This window comes from Dietzia sp. SYD-A1 (genome assembly GCF_015356725.1).
In the GTDB taxonomy this organism is placed as follows: domain Bacteria; phylum Actinomycetota; class Actinomycetes; order Mycobacteriales; family Mycobacteriaceae; genus Dietzia.
The window spans coordinates 1-15,607 of record NZ_JADDKI010000010.1 but is presented as its reverse complement, the minus strand read 5'-3'; the positions used below and the strand labels follow the sequence as shown (position 1 = coordinate 15,607).

At 65.7% G+C, this 15,607-nt stretch carries 17 protein-coding genes and 1 tRNA gene; 5 read left to right on the top strand and 13 right to left on the bottom strand.

Going from position 1 to position 15,607, the window contains the following annotated elements; all coding sequences use genetic code 11:
• Positions 1–433, top strand: a 433-nt coding sequence (locus tag IY392_RS00540) for a CBS domain-containing protein (protein WP_228548843.1), incomplete at its 5' end; no start/stop codon positions are given.
• 944 nt (positions 434–1,377) lie between these two features.
• On the opposite strand, the gene IY392_RS00535 is transcribed toward IY392_RS00540, so the two are convergent.
• The 6 genes from IY392_RS00535 to IY392_RS00510 form a co-directional block, all read right to left on the bottom strand.
• A complete protein-coding gene (locus tag IY392_RS00535) occupies positions 1,378–2,742 on the bottom strand; it encodes a nucleotidyltransferase (protein WP_228548842.1) in 1,365 nt (454 codons plus the stop codon).
• Entirely contained in the window at positions 2,739–3,260 is a 522-nt protein-coding gene (locus IY392_RS00530; RefSeq protein WP_194860253.1) for a hypothetical protein, read from the bottom strand. Before IY392_RS00530 ends, IY392_RS00535 begins: the two co-directional genes overlap by 4 nt.
• Positions 3,261–3,576: 316 nt before the next feature.
• A complete protein-coding gene (locus tag IY392_RS00525) occupies positions 3,577–4,092 on the bottom strand; it encodes a hypothetical protein (RefSeq protein ID WP_194860252.1) in 516 nt (171 codons plus the stop codon).
• Between the two features lie 293 nt (positions 4,093–4,385).
• Positions 4,386–4,544: a hypothetical protein gene (locus IY392_RS00520; RefSeq protein ID WP_194860251.1), complete on the bottom strand. Its 159-nt coding sequence runs from the start codon at positions 4,542–4,544 to the stop codon at positions 4,386–4,388.
• 424 nt (positions 4,545–4,968) lie between these two features.
• Positions 4,969–5,793 (bottom strand): hypothetical protein, encoded by an 825-nt coding sequence (locus IY392_RS00515; protein ID WP_194860250.1) that lies wholly within the window; start codon positions 5,791–5,793, stop codon positions 4,969–4,971.
• A 338-nt stretch (positions 5,794–6,131) separates the two neighbouring features.
• Positions 6,132–6,216: transfer RNA gene (locus tag IY392_RS00510), tRNA-Leu, on the bottom strand.
• A 58-nt stretch (positions 6,217–6,274) separates the two neighbouring features.
• Here IY392_RS00510 and IY392_RS00505 point away from each other — a divergent pair.
• A complete protein-coding gene (locus IY392_RS00505) occupies positions 6,275–6,820 on the top strand; it encodes a hypothetical protein (protein WP_194860249.1) in 546 nt (181 codons plus the stop codon).
• The gene (locus tag IY392_RS00500) at positions 6,817–7,191 is read left to right on the top strand and encodes a DUF3817 domain-containing protein (protein WP_107756006.1); all 375 of its coding nucleotides are present in this window, start codon (positions 6,817–6,819) and stop codon (positions 7,189–7,191) included. Before IY392_RS00505 ends, IY392_RS00500 begins: the two co-directional genes overlap by 4 nt.
• 6 nt (positions 7,192–7,197) lie before the next feature.
• On the opposite strand, the gene IY392_RS00495 is transcribed toward IY392_RS00500, so the two are convergent.
• From IY392_RS00495 to clpS, 7 genes are all read right to left on the bottom strand, one after another.
• Positions 7,198–7,848 carry a non-canonical purine NTP pyrophosphatase gene (locus IY392_RS00495; RefSeq protein ID WP_182613448.1) on the bottom strand — a complete coding sequence of 217 codons (651 nt, stop codon included), beginning with the start codon at positions 7,846–7,848 and terminating at the stop codon, positions 7,198–7,200.
• Positions 7,845–8,636, bottom strand: coding sequence for a ribonuclease PH (gene rph / locus IY392_RS00490; RefSeq protein WP_194860248.1), 792 nt, complete (start codon positions 8,634–8,636; stop codon positions 7,845–7,847). Before rph ends, IY392_RS00495 begins: the two co-directional genes overlap by 4 nt.
• Before the next feature lie 66 nt (positions 8,637–8,702).
• Positions 8,703–9,482, bottom strand: coding sequence for an MBL fold metallo-hydrolase (locus tag IY392_RS00485; protein ID WP_194860247.1), 780 nt, complete (start codon positions 9,480–9,482; stop codon positions 8,703–8,705).
• 82 nt (positions 9,483–9,564) lie between these two features.
• A complete protein-coding gene (gene murI / locus IY392_RS00480; protein WP_194860246.1) occupies positions 9,565–10,380 on the bottom strand; it encodes a glutamate racemase in 816 nt (271 codons plus the stop codon).
• Entirely contained in the window at positions 10,377–11,063 is a 687-nt protein-coding gene (locus IY392_RS00475; protein WP_107756003.1) for a rhomboid family intramembrane serine protease, read from the bottom strand. The genes murI and IY392_RS00475 overlap by 4 nt, the downstream gene beginning before the upstream one ends.
• 10 nt (positions 11,064–11,073) lie before the next feature.
• On the bottom strand, positions 11,074–11,685 hold the full coding sequence (locus IY392_RS00470) for a DUF2017 domain-containing protein (RefSeq protein WP_107756002.1): 612 nt from the start codon (positions 11,683–11,685) through the stop codon (positions 11,074–11,076).
• A gap of 4 nt (positions 11,686–11,689) precedes the next feature.
• Positions 11,690–11,983, bottom strand: coding sequence for an ATP-dependent Clp protease adapter ClpS (gene clpS, locus IY392_RS00465; protein ID WP_370446352.1), 294 nt, complete (start codon positions 11,981–11,983; stop codon positions 11,690–11,692).
• A gap of 104 nt (positions 11,984–12,087) precedes the next feature.
• Here clpS and IY392_RS00460 point away from each other — a divergent pair, with 104 nt between their 5' ends.
• Positions 12,088–13,434, top strand: coding sequence for a nicotinate phosphoribosyltransferase (locus IY392_RS00460; protein WP_107756000.1), 1,347 nt, complete (start codon positions 12,088–12,090; stop codon positions 13,432–13,434).
• A 61-nt stretch (positions 13,435–13,495) separates the two neighbouring features.
• A complete protein-coding gene (locus tag IY392_RS00455; protein ID WP_194860245.1) occupies positions 13,496–15,604 on the top strand; it encodes an ATP-dependent DNA helicase in 2,109 nt (702 codons plus the stop codon).
• Positions 15,605–15,607 lie beyond the last annotated feature (3 nt).

The window sequence follows — 15,607 nt, the reverse complement described above, 5'->3', positions numbered from 1 at the left end:
TGCCCGCCCCATCCCGACCGTACGACCCCACAGGAGGTCCCCCATGCTCACCGTCACGCAGGTCATGGTCCCCGAGGTGATCACCATCTCCCCGTTCGCCACCCTGCGCGAGGCGCTGTCGACGATGCGCGCGAATCGGGTCAAGAGCCTCGTGGTGGAACGCCAGCACCCCCACGACGCCTACGGCCTGCTCAGCTACAACGAGTTGCTGCGCGCCATCATCGTCGAGGAGGGCGACGTCGACCTGCTCAACGTGTACGACGCCGCCGTCAAGCCCGCCATCTCCGTGGGTGAGGACCTGTCGGTGAACCAGGCCGCCGCCATGATGAGCCGGTACCACCTCAACCGCCTGGTCGTGGTCCGCGGCAACGAGCTCATCGGACTGCTCACGATGAACGACATCCTCGCGCGCCTGATCGACGACGTCACCTAGAGCCGCGAGCAGCCCGGGGAACGGATCCTGCAGCTTCACTCGAATCACGTCACCACAGTTCAGCGGCTGGAGCGGGTCACAACTGACGACGAGAGGGGTGCTCGAGCACCACGAACAGCCCCTCTATAACCGGCAAAGCAGAAGACTATCGCTGAAATCGAGCAAATGGCGCGCTTGTGGCACCAGTATAGAAACGTCCTCGAAATTGCCCGCGTGATGACGGCAAACTAGTCCACATTACGTGGCTACCTCAGCGGGCCGGGATCGAGACCGCACCCAGGAGCCTCACCGCCGTGCTCCAACTGGCCTGCTCAAGCGACGCGGTAGCAGCGACCGTTAGCAGCGACCGTTAGCAGCGAAGAATCATACTAAGCGATGAGTCGAGAGACACACGCCCAATATCGAGATGGCGAAGCTGAAAGTTCGGGGAAGACGGTGCACGTCATACGCATTCCGGAGGGCGGCGAGACCGTGCCAATGCCGCCTGACGTCACCCAAGATGCCGCGGCGAATATTGCAAACAATGCCGGGGGTCGCATCAAGCGCGAATTGTGAAATCTTGTCAACTATGCAGAAGTCGACGAGTTTGTAATAGTCAACCTCAATTCGCGACCTCTCACAGAAGAACAATGGAAAGAAATGGAGAAGCAACCGCTGACACCTGAGTCTACGCCAAAGGCACAGAAGCCCTGGCGAGTGAAGTATTCCCAGCTGGCAATCAAGAAAATTATTCGGGAAGGAACGAGACCGTCGTCTTCCACTTCGGACAATAACTATGCTAACGTTCCGATTACTCGGAATGCCCGATCACGAGAAGAAGCATGGTCTTCGCTCAGAGTCATTTACATTAAGGCAGTGCGGCCCCAGAATTCCGTAAAAAATTTCGTGCGGGGTCATGTTGTGGGCCGGCGGCGACAATGGAGCAATCGAGACACTTTCGATGGTTACCGTTGCCAGAAGAACTTTCGGTTGAAGATGTTCACGTAAAACGGTCCACTCCGCGCCACTACCCGAGTACCGACGACCACGAATGCTTCGATAACATGGGTTCCCGTGTACTGGGTTGATTCCCAGTTTTCAGTCTGGTCAGCGGACAGTTTCCCGGTGCGGTCACGCGCCTTAGCTTTGAAGAAATCACCTCGTAGACCTGAGTAATCGCGGGCATGTTTTCCGGTGTTCGTTACCTGCCACCAGACACTGTATTCAGTAGGCGCGTTTACGGTTGCCTGGAAGTTAATCCACTTGCCAGGAAACAGGAGCCGACTGTCTGAGACATACGGCGTTCGTCGACCACGCTTTTTCATCTGCTCCCAGGCTCGAACTGTCACCGAGTAACGCGGGTCGTAAGCAATAGTCCAGTTTCTCGCTTCCGGTGTCAGTGCATGGGAGGTGTCGGCGAGATCGACCGCATAGATTCCCTTGGCGTGCTTTTTCTCGACTGCCGGGAACGCATCACCGAAAAGATCACGCCAGTGCTGAGAGACTTCGACATCGTCTTCTGCGTTAGCGGCGGCTTGGGCCAATTCAGTTGCCTCGCGTAGTTCTACCTGAAAGCTCTCGAACGCCGACTCCGGCCATTTGGCGGCAAGGTTTTCGGTATCAAGTACTGGGTTTCGCACTTCCGGAGGAGACGTCAGTCCCGAGAGCGCATCGTTCATGTTCTCTAGCGTGCGTACGACCCGATCGGCAGTACTTGCACTCGACGTCGGCATGTACTGCGATACAAGTACCTGTAGCACAATAGACTTCACGGCATCACGGACCTCCTGGTGCTCATCCCGCCAACGCTTAAGCATCTGGACGGTCTGCCGAAAAAGTGGCCCTTGGGTCTGGCACCAACTGGTGTACTCGTTCGGAGCGGTGGGATGCCATCCCGAGGACTTGCGCGGAGCATCAAGCGGCGCATCAATATCGCTGCTGAGGCGCACAGGGACGACATCGACATGGAACCCGCCGATCTCGTCGTCGGCGTACTGAATCCGCACACAAGGTTGTTTCGAGGTCATCTTGCCGCTATACCGACCATGCCCGTCGAGGACTGTGTATAAATTATCGATCGCATCCCTAGAGGTTTGCGTACCCGAAGCGCAAACACAGATGATATCGACGTCATACTCACCACCGTCGATCGGCCTCACGGCCGTTCCGTTAGCGTACGAACCTTGCAGGAAGACATCGTCTGAGGTGAGTTCGTACTTCTCCATTAGATAGTCCTGGAGGGTCGTCCAAGCACTTTCAATACGGTCTACTTGTTTCTGGCCTAAGGTAATCTTGCTGAGGAACGCGTCGAAGTGGATGTCCATGCTCATGACTCATCCTCCCAGTTGCGCTTAACAACCAGCATCCACCGCCAAGGCTGCATCGACAAATGGCCGCGCACATCCTTCAGGAATTCTTGGGAAACTTCCGGAGAAGCTGGCGGATGTTGGTCCGCAGGATCAGCGTTACCGGTCTTGCCTTCTTTCTCCCAAGCTTCTCGAATCAAATCTAGTGTTGCCGACTTCGACGCTCTGACAAGCTTCCGATAGCTGCGAGCCATGTACTTAGACTCGCTCCCGATCCATCCCTCGTAAAAGTCGAGGCGTTCTTCGAGATCGTGGAATCGGTCAGTGATCAGACGATCCGACTCAGGCATATTATCGCGGCGTCGCACCCGATACAGCATCTCCCGCCACTCGAGCGCCGTTCGGTACGCCTCACCATACATCGTTCGTTTGCGATCTAGGTTCGTAAACACTCGAGCAATCCAAGCTGACACAAGGGCGACTACAAGAGCGGAGACTGCAGCCGTCACAGCAACGATAATCTTCACGTGTGCGTCACTCATTCACAAGTGCTCCTTCAGCCATTAACTTCCCTTATCCGTAAATCCGTTCCAGGCAGCGGCATCGCTCGTGAAATTTATGATCAATATCTCATCATCAGAGTCAATCAGATGCTTGGGTAAATCGCGAATCTCTTTCGCCGCCAATTCGGTTATGCTCAGGCAAAAACTGTCGAGGTACTGCCAAGTATTTTATACTCTTTAGTCTTCGCCAAGAGTTTTTTTGTAGTCCTTCTCAGGCGAATGTGAATTTTATGCCAGAAGCAATGTGTGAATCAGAGCTCCTTTCGATGAAGTTTGCCAAGGTCAACACTGCGCTCTATTGCCCATACCCAATAAGTTCAAAGTCAGTCTCGGCAACCACTGCATCATCGCCGTTCGGCGGTGAGACCTCGACTCTCACGTTGTAAGTCCCTAGTGCGGACGCCTCGGTCAGGTTTGAGACACTTCCAGAACACTCACTACTACGCATGCGCTCGTCTATGCCGCCAGGTCCACTGATATCTACTATCACGCCGCAGTCGTAGCCACGAAGATCGCCATCCTCGCCCTTCGACTCCCAGTTCACTGAGGGCAATGCTGTGCTTCCCGAATGCCGATTGACTTGAAACATCCTTTGGCCGACGGCATTACCGTGAGGACCAAAATCAACAACAACGGAACGGATTGCCGTAGGATCAAAAGCTTCCGCAGTTGTCGACGGCGCCGTCTCCGTTGCTGTTGTAGTCTTAGTTACGGTCTGAGTGACCGTCTCCGGTGCACTGGCCTGTTCCTCCACCGCCCCGCAACCACCGAGGACGACCAGACCAACAAGGCCCAGAGACAAACGCTTCATGTGCCACTCCCGACTCGAACGGACTTCTCTGTAAGAATTCTCCCACAGATCGCTGACCAATTGGGGTGCACGACTCCGGCCGCAGCGCCTCTTATGCGATCGCAGGTCAGGCCGCCAACTCGAAGAGCGCATCGTTTTCGCAGCCAGCCACGCAAGTGGCCTCGGAGGACTCTCTTTCCTTACACTGGTAGCTTGCTCAACCCACTGTGCAATAGTGGACTTCGAGTTGCGCCACCCGGCACCGACCTACCAATGAAGCCACTGGGGATCAGCACCGAGCTTGTGCGCAATCGCTAGGGTCGACCAGTGGCAGCCTGCAACTGCTTCAACGGTTGCAGCGTCTCGCTCCACTGGGTGAGACTCGTCATCCGCGCGTAGTACTTCTGGGGATCATTGATCTTCGCCCCTTTGCATTCCTTGCCGTGGCAGAGCTCGACGGCCTTCAGGAGCACGCGGTCTCCGTGTAGCCGCCGACGTTTGCGATGGCGGTTTCCACGAACACGACCCGCAGGAACGGCAACACCGGGATCTCGTCAGCCCACGCCCTATATCCATGTCTGTACCGCGCCAAGTAATCTGCAATCTGCTTGCGACGCTCCGTGGCCATATTAGCCTCGACCCATATGCGCCGTCGCGTCTACGCTTCTCTTACGTCCGCGAGTATGTACAAGTCAGGCGTTAGCAGGTCCCCGCCCGACACCTGGTGGCAGTCAGGCTCAGTCCCCAGCAAATTGGTGCAGATGTGGCCGGCACCGTCCCCTTCGACTGTAGCCACGTACGCATCGGCGATAACAATGACGTGCATGTCGATCGGGCGCAGCGGAGCGTACCGGCCTTGGCGACGAAGGAACGCCCAAACGTGATGACGCCGCGTAGCTAGTCCGATGTGTCTAAATCGGACTCACCGGGCGGGTCCTCCTCGAACTCGGCATCAACAATCTCCTCGTTCGATTCAGCACTCAGCTCTGGAGGGTTGTCCGTGATGACCTCAATTTGCGCTGAGACCTCGTTCAACCCTTCGAGGATTCCAGCAGTATGGTCGATCCCCGCGTGGACTAGGCCAAGCATGTAAACGATGTATGCCATCGCAGCGCCGACCTTCCGGGCCTTCACTGGGACCAGTTGCAACACCTCGACGCCTAGCCCAATCAAGTTCCGCGATTCGCGAACAACCGGCTCAGAACCGAACAGACTAACGTTGGCCAGCAGCCACTCGATATGGGCCACCTGGGACCTAACCTGCTCCGAGATTCCAGGCGGAAGACCTGCCTCGTCGAGCAGATCCTTCCACTCCTTGAGTCCTCGAACGAGCGCGTCCTGAGCTTCATCGGTAAAGTCATCGGCGCTGGTGATGCTCAAGACCTGCATCACTCCACCCAGCTGATCCAAGTTCGACTGACTGATCACTTTGGCTGGAGGGTTCTGTGGCGAGTCCCAGTTCCCACGAGGCACCACACCTGCATGCCAAGCCGGGGCATATCTCAGGTAGATGTCTCGCTGAGTGCCCTCAGGCATCGCGTTGACGAAGCTATGGACACGACGAAAAAGGTTGACCACCTCCGCATGACGCTGCGCGAACTCACTAGTTCCCACTTTGCAGTCGAGCACGTCCGCCCAGGCTTCTCCGATCTGCTGTCGTTTCGAGGACCGAACGTCGTTCAGAATTTCATATAGAGCACTCGCTGCGTTGTCGTCAGTCACAGTCGACAACTTTAGCGGTCGCTTCCGACACCCGACTTCCACAATGCAGGCCCCAGACCCGCCACCTCAAACACTGACAGGCGGTTCAGTACATTGTGTCCCCATTGTGGTCATCGCCGCATGGCTGCGACACGTCGACGCGAGCTTCACGCTCCGGACCTACGCCCATAGCCAGAACGACGCCCTCAAGCTGGCTGCTGCGAGCCTCAAGTGACGCAGAGTTACCGCGAGTTGTGTCAACTTGTGTCACTTCTCGAGCGCCGAACCCCTCTGAGGAAGTCCTCGAAGGGGTCTCAACTACTCAATTTCACCCCTGTTAACAGACTGCACAAAAAACTTGGTGCGCCCGGGGAGACTTGAACTCCCACGTCCGTAGACACTGGAACCTAAATCCAGCGCGTCTGCCAATTCCGCCACGGGCGCCTGCCCGGGGGTACCGGGCGAGGTGAGCTTACCGCGCCGTCGGCGGTATCGTTGAGGGGTGTCCGACAGCCTGAGCACCCGCCCGGTCGGAGGCGACGCCGCCTCCGGTCCACCGGTCTCCGCCAAGGTCAGGCACCGCCCCTCGTGGATCGCCTTCGTCGTCCTCGGTGCGATCTTCTGCCTGGGGATGGGCCTCTGGCAGCTGGACCGCTACCAGGAGGCCACGGGCACGGTCCAGAACCTCGGCTACACCTTCATGTGGCCGTTCCTGGCAGGCTTCCTCGTATACGCCTACCTGAAGTATGTGCGGCTGGAGGCGGACGAAGCCGACACGGCCGGTGCCGGTGCCGCCGAGGATGCGGGCGGTGAGGGTGACGACGACGAGGTCGGCGCTCCCCCCAGCGGTACGCCCCCTCGCCGGGGTGCGCGTCGGCGGGAACGGGCCGTCACCGAGATCCCCGCCGACCTCCTCCCCACCCGACGCCCCGTCGCTGAGGTACCGACCCGCGACGAGGGGCTGGAGGCCTACAACTCATACCTCGCCGAACTGGCCCGCCGGGACGCGGCCGCCGGCGACCGTCACCAGGAGAGAACCGACTCATGACCGTTGACGCCACCCCGGAGACCGACCACCGGAAGCCGGACCCCGGGGGCAAGATCCGTGGCGCGCTCGCCCGGTACCGCGCACTGGCGTGGATCACCGGTGTGTGGCTGCTGGTCCTCACGGTGGAGATGATCTACAAGTATTTGATCATCGAGAACTCCTCCGACGCCCCCGACTGGTTCACCTACATCGGACAGGCACACGGCGTCTTCTACATCTTCTACCTGTTCATGACGCTCGACCTGGCCATCAAGGCCCGCTGGCCGGCCTCCCGCACCCTGCTGACCGCCCTGGCCGGGACGGTCCCGTTCCTGTCGTTCTGGTTCGAGCACATACGAACCCGGGACGTCAGGGCCGAATACGCGGTCTGAACCGGGTCAGCTCCGCATCCCGCGCTCGGCGAGCTCCCGCAACGCCGGCACGAGCGCCCGCAGGGCCCGACCGCGGTGGGAGTCGGCGTCCTTCTCCTCCGCTGTGAGTTCGGCGGCGGAGCGGTCCGAGCCCTCGGGCAGGAACAGCGGATCGTAACCGAATCCACGCTCGCCCCGGGGCTCCCGCAGAACCTGTCCGGCCCAGCGCCCCTCCACGACCCGCGTCATGAGGGTGGCCGTCGACGGCGCCGAATCCCGTGCCGAGTACACCAGCGCGCAGCTGGAGAAGAAGGCCGCGCCACGACGCTCGTCGGGCACGTCCGAGAGCTGTGCGAGCAGGAGCGCGTTGTTGGCCGCGTCGTCGCCGTGACGGCCCGCCCAGCGAGCGGAGAGCACGCCCGGCATCCCGTTCAGCGCGTCCACGGCCAGCCCGGAGTCGTCGGCCAGGCACGCCAGGCCCGTCGCCATCCACCCGGACCTCGCCTTGATCAGAGCGTTGTCCTTGAACGTCGCGCCGTCCTCCGGCTCCTCGGGGAAGTCGGGGACCTCGTCCAGGCCGATCGGCTCGATGCCGGCGATCCCCTCGGCCTCCAGGACCCGGCGCAGCTCGGCGAGCTTCTTGGCGTTCCGGCTGGCGACCAGCAGCCGGACGGTCACCGCTGCCGCCCCGCGCTCCGGGCGGCCGAGGGCACCGGCAGCTCTCCGGGATACGGCTCCGCGAGGGCCTGCCGCTGCAGTTCGAACAGCCGCTCGCAACCGGCCTGGGCCGAGTCCAGCATGGCGTTGAGGGTGTCCCGTCCGAACGCGGCGCCCTCGGCGGTGCCCTGAACCTCCACCAGCTCCCCGGCGTCGGTGCAGACGACGTTCATGTCCACCCCGGCGCGCGAGTCCTCCTCGTAGGGCAGGTCGCACAGGACCCGGCCGTCCACCACGCCGACGCTCACGGCCGCCACAGCACACGTCAGGGGGTTCCCGGTGACGGCGCCCTTGGCCGCCAGCCAGGTCACCGCGTCCGCGAGCGCGACGTAGGCCCCGGTGATCGCGGCGGTGCGGGTGCCGCCGTCCGCCTGGAGCACGTCGCAGTCCAACGCGATGGTGTTCTCCCCCAGTGCTGACAGGTCGATGCAGGCGCGCAGGGACCGGCCGACCAGGCGGCTGATCTCGTGCGTGCGTCCACCCACCTTGCCGCGGACCGACTCGCGCCCCGAGCGCTCGTGGGTCGCGGCCGGCAGCATCGCGTATTCCGCGGTCAACCATCCCAGGCCCGACCCCTTGCGCCAGCGCGGCACGCCCTCGGTCACGCTCGCCGTGCACATGACCCGGGTCTGACCGAAGGTCACGAGAACCGATCCGGCCGGGTGCGAGGTGAATCCCCGCGTGAGGGTCACGTCGCGGAGGTCGCCGTCCGCGCGTCCGTCTGTTCTGCCGTCAGTAGATGAGGTCACGCCCGCCGATCCTAGCGGCCACCGCCGTCCGTCGACCGGGTAGCTCTCCTGCGAGGACCCGAATGGCTAGACCTCGAGTCGCAGATCCGGTTCCGCCAGCATGACCTCGCCGTCGAACTCCGCGGCTGCCTCGGCGCGCACGGCCTCGCTGTCCGTCCACGGCGGGATGTGGGTGAGCACCAGACGCCCCACCCCGGCGAGACGGGCGGTGCGACCCGCCTCGGCACCGGACATGTGGATGCCCGGTGGACGACCCTCCTCGTCTGTCCAGGAGGCCTCGCAGAGGAACACATCCGCCCCCGCCGCAAGCTCGATCAACGCCTCGCAGTAGGCGGTGTCGCCGCTGTAGGCCAGGACGCGACCGGACGCCGAGGTCAGCCTCAGCCCGTAGGACTCCGGCGGGTGATCTACCCGGTCGGCTCGCACACGCAGGGCCACCTCGTCGTCCTCGCGCCTCAACTCCATGTCCGGGGTGACCTCCCACGATCCCACCTCGAACGTGTCCGAGAGATCGTCCACGGCGCCCGGCTCCTCCGATGAGGCGACCCCGATCCGGTAGGCGGTCCCGGACGGGCCGATGAGCGGCATGCGGACCGCGTGCTCCGCCTCGAGGCCGAAACGCCGCAGCACCATCAGGCCCGGGACGTCCAGGCAGTGGTCAGCGTGGAGATGGGACAGCAGAACGGTGGCGGTCTCCGGCGAGATGTACCGCTGCAGAGCCCCCAACACCCCGGGCCCCATGTCGATCACGACGGGCCCGATTCCTTCGACCTCGACCAGATACCCGGACGCCGGCGAGGTGGGTCCGCCGATACTCCCCGAGCAACCCAGGACAGTCAGAAGCATGGGCACCATCGTGCCACGGTCGGCCCGCCGCCGCCCGGGGTGTGCTCCCGAGGGCGGTCCCGCGTCCGTCGGTGGGGAGGATTCACACCGCGGCCGCGCGGCCGACGGCCACCAGGTCGGGGCCGAGAAACCGGGACGCCACCCGACGGAAACCGTCCGGGTCACCGGTCACGAGGAACTCCCGCAGGGCCGGGGTCTGCGCGTCGTGGGGTCGCAGGAGGTCCTGGGAGGTGAGGACGCGCACCACGTCCTTGGCGGTCTCCTCGGCGCTGGAGACCAACGTGACGTGATCGCCCACCGCGAGCTGGACCACCCCGGACAGCAGCGGGTAATGGGTGCACCCCAGGACCAGGGTGTCCACGTCGGCATCCCTGATCGGGGCGAGGTACGCCTCCGCCAGGCCCAGCACCTGCCGACCACTGGTGATGCCCCGCTCGACGAACTCGACGAATTTCGGGCACGCCACCGAGGTCAGCTCGACGCCGGTCGCGGCGGCCACCGCGTCGTCGTAGGCCAGGGAGGCGACCGTGGCGCGCGTGGCGATCACCCCGATGCGACCCGACCGCGTGGTGGCCACCGCCCGCCTGGCCGCCGGCTGGATCACCTCGACCACCGGAACCGGGTAGCGCTCACGGGCGTCCCGCAGCATCGCCGCCGATGCGGTGTTGCACGCGATCACCAGTGCCTTGACCCCCCGGCCGACGAGGGAGTCCGCGACCGCCAGGGCGTGCTCGCGGACCCGCGCCAGCGGCAGCGGTCCGTATGGCCCGTTGGCGGTGTCCCCGACGTAGATCAGCGATTCGTCGGGGAGTTGGTCCATGATCGCCCGGGCCACGGTGAGTCCGCCCGCGCCGGAGTCGAAGACCCCGATCGGGGCCAGCGGGTCCGGGGACGTCACCTGCGCGGACCGGAGTTCCACCCCGGCTGTCCGGCGGTGACGGCCTGTGGCCTGCGGTCACGCTTGAGCCCGTACGCCGAGAGCACGCCGCCGATGGCTCCGCCGAGGTGCCCCTGCCAGGACACGCCGTCCAGCATCGGGGACAGACCGGCGAGCGCCTCGAGCCCGTAATAGAAGCCGATGACGAGCCCGACCAGCAGATGCAGGATCCGTCGGGAGAACAGTCCCCGGACGATCACGTAGAAGATGTAGCCGAACACGATCCCCGACGCCCCGATGTGGACGGTCCCTGCCCCGCCCAGGATCCACGACACCACACCCGAGGCCAGCCACGAGATGAGCGTGACGCTGATCAGGGGCCGGATCCCGGACATCGCGATGATCGAGCCCAGCACGAGCAGGGCGATCGAGTTGCCGATGAGGTGAGCCCAGTCCCCGTGGAGGAAGGGTTGGAAGATGATTCCGGGCAACCCGTCGGTGCTCAGGGGGCGGACACCGTAGTTGTCGAGGGTCTGGGGTGGCCCGATAGCGGCCCGGATGACCTGGTCGGCCGCCTCGACCACCCACATCAGCGCGACAAAGGCGAAGAGCAGGATCAGCGCCGGCCAGCGGCGCGGTCCCTGGGGGACGGGCCGGGCGGCCTGGACGCCCCCCGACCGGAACGTGCGTGGATCTGGATTCACCGTGCTCTCCTCACTTCCCCGTCAGAACCGAACACAGGGAGTCCTGCATGAAGGTCAACCAGTGGTAGACGTCCAGGTGCGCCGACCTCGGGTCGTCCTCCTCGACGTACTCGGGGATGTCCGTGGCCGGGACCCCGTCCACCGCCCCCGCCTCGAGCAGCAACGCGCCCAGGCCGAGCCGCACGTCGTTGAGACAGCCCATCCAGGCCTGCGCCTGCTCGGGGCTGAGCGAGACCGTCCCCCCGCGTGCCGGGAGCGACCTCAGGACCGTCGAGGCCGCCGCGAGCTTGGCGTCGATGATCTCCGGTTCGTGGAGCATGCGCATCCCCGAGTTGTGGGCGCGGGCCACCGCCGCGGCGTCCGCGTCGGAGGCGCTCCCCGGCTCGGGACGGTGGAAATCCGGCAGCAGGCGGGCGAGTGGGGCCTCGGCGGGGAGCTCGGAGTGTCCGCTGCGCATGCCGGTGATCTCGGCCAGCTCGTCCCGCGGTGCGGAGTCGCGCCGCTGCTCCAACATGTCGACGATGTTGGACACCAGGGCGTGGAGGATCTGCACCTCGTGGCTCTCCATGACCGCCTTGACCCGCGGGCCGGTGAGGGAGGTCTTGCGCTGCCAGGCCTTCACCGGTTCAGGCCTCCCGCTGCATCGTGGCCCACAGTCCGGCCTCCTGCAGCTTGCGCACGTCGTTCTCCACCTTGTCGCGACTGCCGGAGGAGACCACGGCGCGACCGTCGTTGTGGACCTTGAGCATGAGCTCGTGTGCCTTCTCCCGGCTGTAGCCGAAGACCCGCTGGAAGACGAAGGTCACGTAGCTCATGAGGTTGACCGGGTCGTCCCACACGACCGTGAGCCAGGGACTGTCCACCCCGGCGTCGAGCTCGGTCTCCGTGTCCTCCACGGGCGCGGCCGACGGCATCGCCATCACGGGGACGACGCTCCGGTCGTCCGCGGTCTGTGCGGTGACGGTGTGCATACGGCCAAGGATACGGATTACCGCCGGGTCGGCCACGCCGTAGAGTCGGCCGGGTGACCTCGACCGCGCCGACGCGCGCCCCTCACCCGCCGGACCGTCCGTCCACCGCGCTGCTGACGGACAAGTACGAGCTCACGATGATCAGCGCCGCGCTGGCCGACGGCACCGCCGACCGTCCCTGCGTGTTCGAGGTGTTCGCCCGGCGACTGCCGGCCGGTCGCCGGTACGGCGTCGTCGGCGGCACCGGACGGCTCCTGGAGCGACTCCGGGACTTCCGCTTCGGGGAACAGGAGCTCGCGACGGTGGCCGACTCGCTCGACGAGCGGACCCTCGGGTGGTTGCGGGACTTCCGTTTCACCGGACGGATGGACGGGTATCCCGAGGGGGAGCTCTTCTTCCCCGGATCCCCGGTGTTGACCGTCCGGGGCGGGTTCGCCGAGTGCGTGCTGCTGGAGACGCTGGTGCTGTCCGTGCTCAACCACGACAGCGCGATCGCCTCCGCCGCCGCGCGGATGACCTCCGCGGCGGACGGGCGCCCGATCATCGAGATGGGCTCACGCCGCACGCACGAGGAGGCCGCGGTGGCCGCGGCCCGCGCCTCCTACCTCACGGGGTTCGCCTCCACCTCGAACGTCGAGGCCACCCGACGGCACGGGGTCCCCTCCGCCGGCACGTCGGCCCACGCGTTCACGCTGCTGCACACCGGTCCGGACGGCCCGGACGAAGCGTCCGCCTTCCGCTCTCAGGTCGCCACCCTCGGTGTGAGCACAACCCTGCTGGTGGACACGTACGACATCACCCGCGGCGTGGCCACGGCGATCGAGGTGGCCGGGCCCGGGCTGGGCGGGGTCCGCATCGACTCGGGCGATCTCGGGATGCTGGCCCGGCAGGTGCGTGTGCAACTGGACTCCCTGGGCGCCCACGGGACCCGCATCGTGGTCTCCGGGGACCTGGACGAGTACGCGATCGCGGCGCTGCGGGCCGAGCCCGTCGACGCCTACGGGGTGGGCACCCGGTTGGTGACCGGCTCGGGCGCCCCCACCGCGGGGATGGTCTACAAGCTCGTCGAGGTGGACGGCATCCCCGTGGCCAAGCGCTCGACCCACAAGGAGTCCCTGCCGGGCGCCAAGCGGGCCGTCCGACTCCACCGACGATCCGGCACCGCGGTCGAGGAGGTGCTCCTGCCGTGGGCGGGGTCCGTGACCGCTGAACCGGGACTGGAGCAGAGGGATCTGATTGTCCCCCTGATGCGCGAGGGCGCCCCCGTCCCCGACCTGCCGTCCCTGGAGGAGTCGCGGACGTTCCACCAGGCAGCGATGGTGACGCTGCCGTGGGAGGGCCTGGCGTTGAGCGAGGGCGAGCCGGCGGTCCCCGTGCGTGTGGTGCCGCCGGGTCCGTGACGCTGATCCACCGGTGCCCGGCCCCGTGTCCGGCGTCGCACCGGGCCGCTAGGGTGACCGGGTGACCGACTCGCTTCCCCCTGTCTCCGAGCTGCTCGCCACCGCGGTCGAGAGCCTGGGCGGCAGCGAGCGGCCGGGACAGGTCCGCATGGCCGAGGCGGTGGGCAACGCCCTGGCCACCGGCGAACATCTGGCCGTCCAGGCCGGTACGGGTACCGGCAAGTCGCTGGCCTATCTCGTGCCGTCGCTGCGACACGCCGTGTCCACCGGGGGCACGGTGGTGGTGTCCACCGCCACGATCGCCCTTCAGAACCAACTGGTGGACCGGGACCTCCCCCGCCTTGCCGCCGCTCTCAGACCGGAACTCGGGGTCACGCCCTCACACGCGATCCTCAAGGGCCGCGGGAACTACCTGTGCCTCCACCGCGTCTCGTCCGGCCCGGTCGACGAGGCCGATCCCGACGAGGTGGTGTCCGAGGAGTTGTTCGACCTTCCCCTCGGGGGCGAGTCCACGGCCGCCCGCACCCCCCGCGCGTCCTCCCCGCGCGACGCGGGGCCCGGGTCGCGACTCGGCCAGGAGATCGCCCGACTGCACGACTGGGCGCAGGACACCGAGACCGGAGACCGCGACGACCTCCCCCGCGGAGTGTCTGACGCCGCGTGGCGACAGGTCTCGGTGACCAGCCGCGAGTGCCTGGGCCAACTGTGCCCCGAGTTCTCCGAGTGCTTTGCCGAACTGGCCCGCCAGGAGGCCGGACGAGCGGACGTGGTGGTGACCAACCACGCACTGCTCGCGATCGACGCCATGACCGACGTCTCCGTCCTGCCCGAGCACGACGCGGTCGTGATCGACGAGGCCCACGAACTCTCCGACCGCGTGACCGGGGTGACGACGGCAGAACTCACCGGTGCCGCCGTCATCCAGGCGGCGCGGCGAGCGGCCAAGCTCGTCGATCAGCAGTCCGCCGACCGCATGGTGGCGGCCGGCGAGGGACTGGCGAGTCTGCTCGACCTGTGCCCCGAGGGGCGGTGGGACCTCCTCCCCGAGGGCGCCGACCTCGCGCTGGCGGCGGTCCGGCACACGGCAGAGAACTGCCGGAGCGCGGTGCCCGGGCCCAAGCCCGGCGAGGTCGCGAACGATCCGCAGGGCGCCTCCGACCGGCAGAAGACCCTCGCGGCGCTGGACGAGGTCGCCGACGCGGCCGACCGCATGCTCTCCTCGTTCGAGCGCCCGGTGACCGAGCGCCTGGAGATCGTGTGGATGAGCGAGGAGGACCGCCGCGGCCGGATCCTGCGCGTGGCCCCGCTCTCCGTGGCCGGCCTGCTGCGGGCGCGGCTGTTCGCCGAGTCGACGGTGATCCTCACCTCCGCCACCCTCACCACCGGCGGGAAGTTCGACGGGTTGGCAGCCACCTGGGGCCTTCCGCCGGCCTCGTCCTCCAGACCTGACCCCGCGACGGCCGTCGCCCTGGAGCCCCCGTCCGACGACGACGCAGGCAGCCTCCGCTGGACCGGGCTGGACGCCGGGTCGCCCTTCGACTACCGACGCAACGGCATCCTCTACGTGGCCTCGCACCTGCCGGCGCCCGGGAGGGAGGGTGCCTCCCCCGAGGCGGAGGACGAGCTGGCGGACCTCGTCACCGCCGCCGGCGGACGCACCCTCGGGCTCTTCTCCTCGATGCGCGGCGCCAGGGCGGCGGCGGAGCTGCTGCGCGAACGTCTCGACACCCCGGTGCTGTGCCAGGGAGAGGACTCGACCGCCAACCTGGTGGCGCAGTTCGCGGCGGACGAGGAGACCACACTGGTGGGCACGCTCTCGCTGTGGCAGGGCGTCGACGTCCCCGGTCGGTCTCTGTCCCTGGTGGTGATCGACCGCATCCCGTTCCCCCGGCCGGACGACCCCCTGCTCTCGGCGCGCCAGCGCGCGGTCGGGGCCCGCGGCGGAAACGGTTTCCTCGCGGTCGCCGGCAACCACGCCGCACTGCTCCTCGCCCAGGGCGTGGGGCGGCTCCTCCGGCGCACCGACGACCGTGGCGTCGTCGCGGTCCTCGACTCCCGGTTGGCGACCGCCCGCTACGGCGGCTATCTCCGGGCCTCCCTGCCCCCGTTCTGGCAGACCACCGACCGGGACGTGGTGATCGGCGCCCTCGAGCGGCTGCGCGACGGCTGAGAC